Genomic DNA, 11,554 nt, shown 5'->3' with positions numbered 1-11,554 from the left:
CATCGAGGGTGCATCCGACGGCGGCCGCGTGGGATTGTCCGAAAACGCTCAGGCGCAAGACGTTGCCGATGCATGACGACATGGCGCGCCTATTCCGCCAGGAGCTCGATGTGGCCACCGAGCTCGCGATAGTGTTCGAAGAAGAGCGGATAGGACTTGTTAACCGCTTCGGCGCCCTTGATATAGACATCGTTTTCGCAGCGCGTGGCCGCGATGGCGGCCATCATGGCGATGCGGTGGTCGTTGTGGGCGTCGACCGTGCCGCCGACGAGCTGCGGAACCCCGTCGATGATGAGCGCGTCGCGGTGGATGGCGATCTGGGCGCCGAGGTTGGCGAGCTCCTGGGCTACGGTTGCGAGGCGATCGGATTCCTTGATGCGCAGGCGCGCGCAATCGGTGATGACCGTGCGGCCTTCAGCCACCGCCGCCACCGCGGCGATAATGGGGACGAGGTCCGGTATATCCTGCGCGCTCATCTCGAATCCACGCAGCGTATCGGGACGCGATATAGCGGCGTTCGTCGAGCGGCCTATCCGCGCGCCGAAGCGCGAGAGCGCGGCCAAGACGTTGCGGTCGCCCTGCGCCGAGGACAGCGTGAGGCCGTCGACCTTGATGGGGAGGCGCCCCATCGCGCCGGCGCACAGCCAGAAGGCCGCGTTTGACCAGTCTCCCTCGACGCTCACCTCGTGCGGTGTGCGATAGGTATCGTTTTCCGTGGTGAATACCGTCACCTCTTCGTCCGCCTGCACGCGGCGCTCGACGAACACGTCTACACCGAAGGCCTGCATGGCCTGGATCGTCAGGTTGATGTACGGCCTGCTCTCGATGCGCCCGCTCACTACGATCTCGCTTGAATGGTCGAGCAGCGGGGCCGCAAGCAGCAGGCCGGTGATGTATTGCGAGCTCACGTCCCCGGGCAGCTCGAAGCGGCCCGGCCTCATGCGGCCGGCGACCGCAAGCGGGAAGCCGCCCAGGCCGTGCAGCTCGCAGCCGGCGGCTATGAGCTCTTCGGCGAGCGGGGAGAGCGGGCGCTCGCCAAGGCGCTTCGAACCCGTGAACGTTGCCTCTGCGCCCAGCGCGCAGGCTACGGGGAGCAAGAAGCGAAGCGTCGAGCCCGATTCGCCGCAGTCGAGCGTTTTGCCGTGCAGGGCTCGCAGGAGTCCCAGGGCGACGCTTTTCGGCATGGGTTTGACGAGGTATCCATCGCCGACCGCTTGGATACGGGCGCCCAGTTCGACCAGGCAGCGTATCGTCGCCTCGATATCGGCGCACGTGGTGTTGCACCTTACGTGCGTGTCCCCGTTTGCGAGCGCGGCGACGATGATGAGTCGATGGGCAACCGATTTCGACGCGATGGCCGGAATGGTGCCGGATAGCAGGGCAGGGCGGATATGGGCTAGCATGCATCCTCCTCGGGGGAGCTGGTTTCCTTCTCTTCTCGAGCGTACGCCTCCGTGCAGGCGAGGCCGACTTCGAGAATGCGCTTGAATTCGTCGAGCGGCGCGTGCGAGATCGCGGCGGCTCCTATGCTGCGGGGGACGACGAGGTCGATCGAATCGCTTGCGCGCTTCTTGTCGTGGAGCGCGGCCTCATAGACGGCTTGCGTATCCACATCGACGTTGAGCGGGAGCCCATGGGCGCGTAGCAGGGCGGCGATGCGGTCGGGAACATCGGCCGGGCACACCCCGGCCGTCACCGATGCGCTCGCTATGGCGAGCATGCCCACGCCGACGCATCGGCCGTGCCCGAGCTCGTAGCCTGATGCCGCCTCGATGCCGTGGCCGATGCTGTGCCCGAAGTTGAGCAGCTTTCGCAGGGAGGTCTCGCGCTCATCAGCCGAGACGACCGCGCGCTTGATGTCGACGTTGCGCGCTATGAGGTATGCGGCCCGCGCGAGATCGCTCTTGAGGAGCCCGGGTGTAAGCGGCGTGGCCTCGAGTTCGCCGAAGAGCTCCGCATCCGCGATGACGGCATGCTTGATCACCTCGGCGCACCCGTCGGCGAACTGCGCGTCTTCCAGCGTCGCGAGGCACCCTACATCCGCGATAACGGCGCGCGGCTGCCAGAAGGCGCCGGCAAGGTTCTTTCCTGCGGCCAGGTTGATGGCGGTCTTTCCCCCTATCGAGGCGTCGACCATCGCGAGCAGCGTGGTGGGCACCTGAATATAGGGAATACCGCGCATGTAGCTCGCCGCGAGAAAACCTGCCAGGTCGCCTACGACCCCGCCGCCGAGGGCGACGACGATATCGGTGCGCGCGAGCTCGAGCTCGGCGGCTTTTTCCAGGAGGTCGAGGTAGACGGCGCCGCTCTTGCTCGACTCGCCGGGCGCCACCATTTCCATGTGGACGGTGTAGCCCTGTGTTTCCAGGCTCTGGCGCACCGGCTGTCCGAAGAGGGGGCCCACGGTGGAGTCTGTGATGACGAGGGCCTGCGCGCCCCCGCATGATTCGCGGGCGATAGCGCCCGTCTCTTCGAGCAGGAACGTGCCCACATACACGGTATAGGGAGATGCGACATCGATGTTTATAGCGTATTCCATGGCATCCTTTCCGGGTAGCGCGCGAGCGCCCCGCCGTCCGTCGGGTCTGCTGGCGCATGCGCGCGCGGCCGCCTGCGACCGGCCGAGCGGGGCGTGCTAGCAAGTGTATCGCATCCGGTCGACACCATAGCGTCGCCGCGCAAGACGCTACAAAGGTGCCATGTGCATAACTCTTGCATTGCAAAATGGACTCGCCCATAGCCGATCTTTTAGGTATAATTCAAAAACGTTGCGCGCCATTAGCTCAGTGGATTAGAGCGTCTGCCTCCGGAGCAGAAGGCCGTAGGTTCGAACCCTATATGGCGCACCAGTAGCTATTCGGGTCGCGAGCGCATTGCGCTCGTGGCCTTTCTTGTATCTGGACGGCGAGCTTCAAGGGGGCATCCGATGTCGCAGGCGGAATCTTCCCAGCATGAGTCGATACGGGGGCTTACGTCGGAGGAGGTGCGCGAGCGCATTTCCGAAGGCAAGGTCAACATCAACACCGAGCTTAAGACGAAGTCCGTCAAACAGCTCATCATCGAAAACCTTTGCACGCTGTTCAACCTCATCAACGTCGTGCTCGCCATCCTCGTCATAAGCACCGGCGCCATCAAGAACCTTACGTTTCTCGGCGTCGTCTTTCTCAACACCGCTATCGGCGTCATCCAGTCTCTCCGTTCGAAGCGCATGGTCGACCGCCTGACGCTCCTGGCTACCAAGAAGGCCGTCGCCCTGCGTGATGGTATCGAGGTCGAGCTCGACTTGGACCAGATCGTGCTGGACGATCTTTTGAAGCTTGGACGCGGCGACCAGATACCCGCCGACGCCGTCGTCGTCCGCGGCGAGGCGCAGGTCAACGAGAGCCTTCTTACGGGGGAGAGCAACCTTATCCGCAAAGAGGTCGACTGCGAGCTCATGAGCGGGAGCTTTATCGACTCCGGGCTGGTTTATGCCAGGGTCGTCCATGTAGGGGCCGACAACTACGTCGCGCGCATCAACAACGAGGCCAAATACGTCAAGAAGGTCAATTCCGAGATCATGAACGCGCTCACCGCTATCGTGCGGTTCGCCAGCGTAATCATGGTCCCTCTCGGTGCCGCCCTTTTCTTTTCGAGCGCCCATGGAGGCTACGAGGCCTGGGCCGCATCTCCATCCGGGGGCTCTATCGAGTTCCTGCCCTGGTTGCTGTTCGGCCATGCTCCGTGGGGGGACGTATCCGGCTGGATCCTATCGACCGTCGGCGCGCTGCTCGGCATGATCCCCCAGGGTCTCGTCCTGCTCACCTCGTCGGTGCTCGCCATCGCCACCATACGTCTCGCGCGCCGCAGCGTGCTCGCCCAGCAGTTGTACTGCATCGAGACGCTCGCGCGCGTCGACGTGCTCTGCTTGGACAAGACCGGCACCATCACCTCCGGGCGCATGGAGGTCGAGGGAACCTATCCGCTCGAGCCGTCCCATTCCCTTGCATCCGAAGGCCCCTGCAGCTCCGCGGAGCTTGATCTCGCGCTTGCCAATATCGCACGGGCCACCTCGGAGGATGCCAACGAGACCTGCAAGGCCTTGCTCGCGTATTACGACGGCAGCTCGGTCGCGCGCGAGGAGCCCGTTCGCGTCGTTGCGTTTTCCTCTGCGAAAAAGTGGAGCGGTGCCACGTTTTCCAGTGGATCCTACGTTATGGGCGCTGCCCAGTTCGTGCTTTCCGACGAGGCGTTCGCGCAGGTCGAGGAACGTGTCGCCGAGCTTGCGGATACCTGCCGCGTTCTCGTTGCCGCCAGGGTCGATGGCTTTACGGATGATGGCGACATGGTCGGCGATGCGTGCCCCCTGGGTTTCGTGACCATCCGCGATGAGATTCGAAGCAGCGCCGCCGACACGATTCGCTATTTCTGCGAGCAGGGTGTCGCGCTCAACGTCATCTCGGGCGACGACCCGCGCACCGTATCCTCGATCGCCCGCGTTGTCGGCGTGCCCGGGGCCGATCGGTTCGTCGATGCCACCACGCTCGATACCCCTGCAAAGCTCGATGCCGCCGTTGATCGCTACCACGTGTTCGGCCGCGTGACGCCGCAGCAGAAGCGCGAGCTTGTCGTGTCCCTGAAGCGTCGCGGCCATACCGTCGCCATGACCGGCGACGGCGTGAACGACGTATTGGCGCTCAAGGAAGCCGATTGCTCGGTCGCGATGGCGGCGGGTTCGGACGCCGCCCGCAACGTGGCCGAGATCGTGTTGGTAGATAACGACTTCGCCTCCATGCCCGCGGTGGTGGCCGAAGGCAGGAGGTCGATCAACAACCTTCAGCGCTCCGCAGCGCTCTTCCTTACCAAGACGTTGTTCTCCATGGGTCTTGCGGCGATCTGCATTTTCTTCCCGCCGTACCCCTTCGAGCCCATCACCATGACGCTCATCAATTTCTTCTGCATCGGTGCGCCCAGCTTCGTGCTCGCTCTTGAAGCCAACCGCGCGCGCGTCGAGGGCAGCTTCCTCGGCAACGTCCTTCGTCGCGCTCTGCCCGCTTCGCTCGGCGTCATGGCGGCTTCCCTTCTCGCTATGCTCGCGGCTGGTGCATTCGGGTTCTCCCAACCGGTGCTCTCCACCCTCTGCCTTGTGTCGACGTGCGCCATAGGTGCGAACCTTATCTGGCGGATCTCGTGGCCTTTCACGCCGTTGCGGGCGGCGGTACTCGCCTTCGTCGTCATCGGCGTCACCGTAGGCGTCGTGGGTTTTCCCGATTTCTTCTCGGTTTCCCCGCTTTCGACGCTCCAGGCGGTCGTCTTGGCGGTCATCGTTGTTGCGAGCTGCGCGCTGTACAACAAGATCGCCGTCTACTTCGAGCGCGCTTCGCGGCGTCGTTCGAAGCGCGCATCGGGATTCGGGCGCGGCGTGCGCGTCTCCCTGGGTCGCGGGGGCGGCCGTGTCGATTCCGCTGCCGGCCCCATGGCGCGCGCGAGCGACTCTGTGCGCCGAACGGCCCTGCAGCATCAGGCTGAACGCGACCTGCGGCGGACGAAGCGCGATGCCCGTCGCGCTCTGGAGCCGGATGGGGTTGGCGAGGGCCGTCGCGTCACGAAGGCACCCGGCGGCATCCGCGTGAAGATGGTGTCGAAACGGCCACGCGATACAAAACGGTAACGCTTGTTCGGTACAGTTTTGAGTCATATGTTCTCTACTGTTGAAGGGATCGCCCATGGAACAGCCGATTCGCGACGACCTCCGCTTTGAAAGAACCCTTGAATTCGAGGGGGAGCGCTTTGCGGTGCATGCGATTTCTTCTATTCCCGGCGTCGATCGCTTGCCTTTGAGCTTGAAGATCCTTCTGGAGAACGTTTTGCGCTGCGTATCCGATGGGGACCGTGCGATGCGCATGGCCCACGAGATCGTGCGCGCCGGTCTCGCCTGCGAGGCGGGCGGCGAGATCGAGTTCATGCCCGCGCGCGTTCTGTTTCAGGATTTCACGGGCGTTCCCGTGTTCGTCGATTTCGCTGCCATGCGTGATGCCGCCGCGGCCCGGGGCGGCGATCCGTCCCGCATCAACCCGCAGATTCCCTGCACGCTCGTCGTCGATCACTCCGTTGCGGCCGACGTCGTATCGTGCTCTTCTGCGGCGTGCGAGAACGCACGGCTCGAGGCCCAGCGCAACGCCGAGCGCTTCTCGTTTCTCAAGTGGAGCGCGTCAAGCTTCTCCAACGTGCAGATCGTTCCGCCGGGTGTGGGCATCTGCCATCAACTCAATATCGAGCGGTTCTGCCGCGTGGCGTGGTGTGGTCGGACCGGGGACGGACGTCGCGCCCTGTACTTCGACACCCTTGTGGGAACGGATTCCCATACGCCCACCGCGAACGGCATGGGCGTCCTCGGTTGGGGAGTGGGCGGCATCGAGGCCGAGGCAGCGGCCCTGGGCCAGCCCGTCACCATGCGCGTCCCCGCTGTCGTCGGCATTCGCCTCACGGGGCGGCTCGCCTCGGGCGTTACCGCCATGGACGTCGCGCTGACCTTCGCCGAACGATTGCGCCATCGCGGCGTCGTGGGCATGATGTGCGAGTGCTTCGGTCCCGGCGTCGCCTCTCTTTCTCCGACGCAGCGCGCGACCATCTCCAACATGTCGCCGGAGTACGGATGCACCTCCACGCTGTTCCCTGTCGACGAGGCAACCCTGGCCCAGCTTGTGCGCACCGGCGCGACGGAGGCCGAGGCTAATCGCGCCCGTGCTTATCTCGAGTTGCAGGGCGCCTTCGGATGCGAGCGCGAGGGCGTCGGTTTCGCCGATGTCATCGATATCGACCTTTGCGGCATCGAGCCTTCTCTGGCGGGTCCGTCCCGTCCCCACAACCGCGTGGCCCTGTCCGGCGCGCGCGACCGGTTCCGCTCGGTTCTTTCCGAGCATGGCCGCGCTGTGGGCGATGCTTCGTTCGAGGTCCGTTTCGACGGTTCGACCTATCGAGTCGAGCACGGTGCTCTGGCAATCGCCGCCGTGACGTCGTGCACGACCGCCACCGACCCCGCGATGATGGTCGCCGCCGGCTTGGTGGCTATGCGAGCGGTGGAGCTTGGCTGCGAGCCGCTTCCGTGGGTGAAGAAGGTCCTCGCCCCGGGGTCTCATTCCACGACGCGCATCCTCGAGCGCGCGGGGTTCATCGAGCCGCTCCAGCGTCTCGGATTCTCGGTATGCGGCTGGGGCTGTATGAGTTGCATCGGCAACTCCGGTCCCATTTTCGATCCTATGCACGACATCGCGGGGGAGTGCGAGCTCGCGAGCATTCTGTCCGGCAACCGCAATTTCGACGGGCGCATCAGTCCCGATGTCGCTCAGAACTACCTGTGCGCCCCTTCGCTGGTCGTGGCGTACTCATTGGCGGGCACGATCGACATCGACCTGTCGACCGAACCTGTTTGCCAGGGTGCGGCTGGACCGGTGATGCTTGCCGATCTTATTCCCTCCGATGAGGAGGTCTCGGCCATTCTGGCATCCGCTCTCGATACCGCGGTGTTCAAGCCCGTCGGGGATCCCGCGTGCGAGGGCGACGGCTATTGGAACGCCATCGACGTCGAGCCCTCTTCCACGTTCGCCTGGGACGCGTCCTCCACGTACGTGCGTCGACCGCCGTACTTCGACGATGCCCGTCCGCGCCGCCGTTTCGAACTCAAGGGAGCGCGGCCCCTGGCATTCCTCGGTGATTTCGTCACGACCGACCACATCTCGCCTGCGGGCGCCATCGCGGCCGACTCGGCCGCCGCGGCCTACCTTCGCGGCCACGGGTTCGATGAGGCTGATTTCAATACCTACGGGTCGCGCCGCGGCAATCATGAGGTCATGATGAGGGGCTGCTTCGCGAACGTGAAGCTTCGCAACAGGCTCGCCGACGGTCGCTTGGGCGGTTGGACCTTCGATTCGTTTACGGGGGAGGTCACCTCGCTGTTCGACGCCGCGCGGCATGCGCGCGAGCACGGCTCCGATCTCATCATCCTTGCAGGGAAGATGTACGGTTCGGGCTCTTCGCGCGACTGGGCCGCCAAGGCTCCTGCGCTGCTCGGCGTCTCCTCCGTTATCGCCGAGAGCTTCGAGCGCATCCATCGTTCGAATCTGGTGGGCATGGGTATCGTTCCGCTTCAGCTCGAAGAAGGTCAAAGCGCCGCGTCGCTCGGCCTTACCGGCCGGGAGTCGTACTTCGTGGATCCCATTGACTTCTCGAGCGGCCTTCCCGTTCCCGCGGTCGCGCGTGTCACGGCCGTTCGACCCGGCGGCGATTCGGTGGAGTTCTCTGCGCTCGTCCGCGTCGACACGGAGACGGAGGGTCGCTACCTCGCCGCTGGTGGTATCCTTCCGTATGTTCTTGATATGCTGCTTGCTCAATAGGTAATGCGAAAGAGGTAAGCGTGATCTGTCCCCAGTGCTTCAAGAAAATCGATGACGGCGAGGCGTTCTGCCCGCACTGCCATATGTATGTCGGCACTTCGGTTCAACCCGCCCACGATGAGTTCGTGTTCTGCGACGGTTGCGGAGCGCGGCTTTCCGCACATGACCGCACCTGCCCGAAATGCGGTAGACCCGCCCCCGGTATCCTTTCTACCGAGTCGTCCTCATCCGATCTCGCGGCGGGTCGAACGGCGAGCTTTCCCCGGCTCACGCAGCAGATGATCGAGGCGCACGCCGATGCTCCTCGCGAGCAGGCTCCCACCGCCGCTCAGGTTCTTTCCGACTCCATCGACCCCAGCTCGACCAACGTTCTGCGGTCCGAGGAGCTTCGGTCCGGCAAGGCGCCCGCCTTCCTGGACGGCGAGGACCCGTATCATAAGAAGAAGAATCGCTTTATCAAGCCCGTTGTCACGATCTTGGCGCTCGCCGCCTTGGTCGGTGGCGGGTATTACTTCGTCGCCTACGATCCTTTCGGGGTGATGCCCGGTTTCATCGAGGCGTTCGAGCAGGCCGCGAGCGAGATGTATCCGAGTCGCCAGCTTCCGCAGGAGCCTTCGGGCCCCCTCGATGCTCAGCCCATTCCGGAGGGGCCCGCCAAGCCCACCGATGCCGACGTCTTCCAAGTCGTGAGCTCTTCGTATAACAAGATCGTTTCCGCCTTCGATTCGCTGGGCGATATCATCGACGACTACAACTACGGCTACATTGCGAGCGATATCGCGGTACGCCGCGAGAAGTCGGCGGTCGCATATGCTACCCGCGATCTCATCGACGCCGTCCTCGCCGATCTCGATGCGCTGGATCTGCCCGAGGATTGCTCGTATACCCAGGAGATCGAGCAGGTTCGCCAGCTTGCGTCGTGGGTGCGCACGCGCGTCGACATCTATTGCGCCTCGTGGGATGTTTCCCTGTCCTACACCGGGTCCGACCTTCCCGTCCACCATCAATCTGAGATTCTCGCCCCGCTGCGCCAGCGCTCGTCGGAGGACGCCGAGGCGCGAAGCTCGTATTTCGTGCATGTCGAGGAATATAAGCCGGTTGAGAAGAGCTCCTAGCGTGCCGAATTCGTGAAATCTGCGTATACTTGCTAGAATTGTAGAAATAAATCCTTTGTTCGGAGAAAGGGCTTCGCATGTTTGGCTCTAAGTTGCATACCCCCGAGTACCAGGTTGCCGGCGACGAGGTCGCCGTCATCGAGACCTCCCAGGGTACTATCCGCGTTAAGCTCGACGGCGCCGGCGCCCCCATTCATGTGGCCAACTTCTGCGAGCTGTCCACTATGGGCTTCTACGACGGACTCAAGTTCCATCGCTATGTTCCCGGCTTCGTTATCCAGGGTGGCTGCCCCAACACGCGCGATATGTCGCGCGACGAGGTCGCTCGCGGCCTCGAGGGCCCCGACGGGCGCCCGGGTACGGGCGGTCCCGGCTATTGCATCAAGGCCGAGTATCTCACGAATCCCAACAACAGCCATGTCGATGGCGCTCTGGCCATGGCCCGCTCGATGAACCCCGATTCGGCTGGTTCCCAGTTCTATTTCTGCCTGGGTCCCCAGCATAACCTCGATTCCGGCTACACGGTCTTCGGCACCACGCTGGAGGGCCTCGACGTTATCGCCAAGCTGCGCGCTGGAGACGAGATCGTCCACATCGAGATCGAGCACGCCGCTTAGTGCGACGTAGGACCACAAAGGAGCAAATGTGAACGCACAGCTACTCGACCAGGCCCGCGCAGCCTATCGCGCAGGCGATTTCTCCGCTGCCGCCCAGATGTTCTCTGCGGCTAAATCTGCCGATGAGGTCTTCGGCGAGGCCGATCACCTGCGTGGCAACTCGCTCATGCGCCTCGGAATGTTCAGCGATGCCGCTTCGGCCTATTCCGCCGCGCTCAACGATGCCGCGTACGGCAAGCGCGGCGCCCTGTTGACCAACCGGGGTAAGGCCCTGAGCGCTGCCGGGGATTTCGCTGGCGCTGCCAACAGCTTTACCGAAGCCGTTACCGACAGCTCGTATGCAACGCCCTATAAGGCGTATATGGGCTTGGGCAATGCATTGCTCAAGCTTGATAACCCCACCGATGCGGGCGTGGCATTTCGATCGGCGGCCATCGATGCCGCCAACCCCGCGCCGGCCGCGGCGCTGTCGAGCCTGGGCGACTGCTTCCTGCTCATCGGTCGTCCCGAGGATGCTGCCGAATCCTATCGCACCGCGTTGGACTTCGTGGGCCCCAAGGATGACCCGCGTGCCATCAACGCCAGCCTGGGCACCGCTTACGCCGCAGCGAACCGCCCCTCCGATGCCATCGATGCGTTCCAGCGCGCTACCGCCGATGGAATCTACCAGCTCACCGCCGATCAGCAGACGGCGCTGTCCGGCGCTCAGGACACGCTTTCCGCCCAGCGTTCCATGTCCACCGAGGTTTCCTCGACCGGCGCCTTCCAGGCTGGCGTCGATCCGCTCGATCCGCTTGGCCAGTCCGGCAGCTTCATTCCTGATCCCTCCGACACCGGCTTCTTCACGCTCTCGGAGTCCGAGATGATCCAGCAGGATAAAAAGGAGATGAAGGTCCGTCGTCGCCATCGCCATACCGGCCTCAAGGTCTTCCTGGTCATCGTGCTTCTGCTGCTCCTCGCGGCGGGAGGGCTCGCCTTCGCGTACACGCGCGGCTACGGCTATCCCACGCAGCAGGACGTCCTTACCGGCCTTTTCGATGCTGTTACCAACGGCACCGAGACCGACTCCTTCCTGGCCAGCGGTCTGAACGAGGACTCGAAGGCCATCATCGCAGCCTCCATCCCCGATGGCGCGACGCCCACCATCGAGGGCCTCGATCGCTCGATGACGGAGTCCACGGCTGCTGTTTCCGTCGAGCTGTCGAAGGGCGGTACCGCCCAGTACGAGGTCACGTTCGTTCGCGAGGGCCTCGGTTGGGCCGTGGCGAACGTCGCGCTCGATTTCGATTCGGTCTCGGATGATTCCGCGGCCGATGCATCCGATGAGCCCGCTTCCTCCGATGAGGGCTCCGAGGCTCAGGCAGAAGATGCTTCGACTTCCGATGCGGATGGCTCCAACCAGCGCGATTCCGACGTGAACGCCGACGAGGGCTCCGCCGAATAAATGGTA

General features: G+C 63.8%; 7 protein-coding genes and 1 tRNA gene. 6 read left to right on the top strand and 2 right to left on the bottom strand.

Translation table 11 applies throughout. From position 1 onward, the window contains the following. Nucleotides 1–89 precede the first annotated feature (89 nt). Nucleotides 90–1,403 carry a 3-phosphoshikimate 1-carboxyvinyltransferase gene (gene aroA / locus E4J93_RS04810; protein ID WP_147588325.1) on the bottom strand — a complete coding sequence of 438 codons (1,314 nt, stop codon included), beginning with the start codon at nucleotides 1,401–1,403 and terminating at the stop codon, nucleotides 90–92. Beyond that, nucleotides 1,397–2,539 (bottom strand): 3-dehydroquinate synthase, encoded by a 1,143-nt coding sequence (gene aroB / locus E4J93_RS04805; protein ID WP_147588324.1) that lies wholly within the window; start codon nucleotides 2,537–2,539, stop codon nucleotides 1,397–1,399. Before aroB ends, aroA begins: the two co-directional genes overlap by 7 nt. Before the next feature lie 233 nt (nucleotides 2,540–2,772). Here aroB and E4J93_RS04800 point away from each other — a divergent pair. From E4J93_RS04800 to E4J93_RS04775, 6 genes are all read left to right on the top strand, one after another. Beyond that, nucleotides 2,773–2,849: transfer RNA gene (locus E4J93_RS04800), tRNA-Arg, on the top strand. Nucleotides 2,850–2,926: 77 nt separating this feature from the next. Next, nucleotides 2,927–5,650 carry an HAD-IC family P-type ATPase gene (locus E4J93_RS04795; RefSeq protein WP_147588323.1) on the top strand — a complete coding sequence of 908 codons (2,724 nt, stop codon included), beginning with the start codon at nucleotides 2,927–2,929 and terminating at the stop codon, nucleotides 5,648–5,650. Nucleotides 5,651–5,705: 55 nt separating this feature from the next. Then, nucleotides 5,706–8,372 (top strand): aconitate hydratase AcnA, encoded by a 2,667-nt coding sequence (acnA, locus tag E4J93_RS04790; protein WP_147588322.1) that lies wholly within the window; start codon nucleotides 5,706–5,708, stop codon nucleotides 8,370–8,372. Between the two features lie 20 nt (nucleotides 8,373–8,392). Beyond that, nucleotides 8,393–9,487, top strand: a complete 1,095-nt coding sequence (locus tag E4J93_RS04785) for a zinc ribbon domain-containing protein (RefSeq protein ID WP_187231607.1) — start codon at nucleotides 8,393–8,395, stop codon at nucleotides 9,485–9,487. A 77-nt stretch (nucleotides 9,488–9,564) separates the two neighbouring features. Next, the gene (locus E4J93_RS04780) at nucleotides 9,565–10,104 is read left to right on the top strand and encodes a peptidylprolyl isomerase (RefSeq protein WP_147588320.1); all 540 of its coding nucleotides are present in this window, start codon (nucleotides 9,565–9,567) and stop codon (nucleotides 10,102–10,104) included. A gap of 28 nt (nucleotides 10,105–10,132) precedes the next feature. After that, entirely contained in the window at nucleotides 10,133–11,548 is a 1,416-nt protein-coding gene (locus E4J93_RS04775; protein WP_147588319.1) for a tetratricopeptide repeat protein, read from the top strand. Nucleotides 11,549–11,554 lie beyond the last annotated feature (6 nt).

It is taken from the genome of Collinsella sp. BA40, assembly GCF_008014645.1.
GTDB lineage: Bacteria > Actinomycetota > Coriobacteriia > Coriobacteriales > Coriobacteriaceae > Collinsella.
Note: the sequence above shows the minus strand (reverse complement) of the source record. Positions and strands in the feature narration are given on the sequence as shown.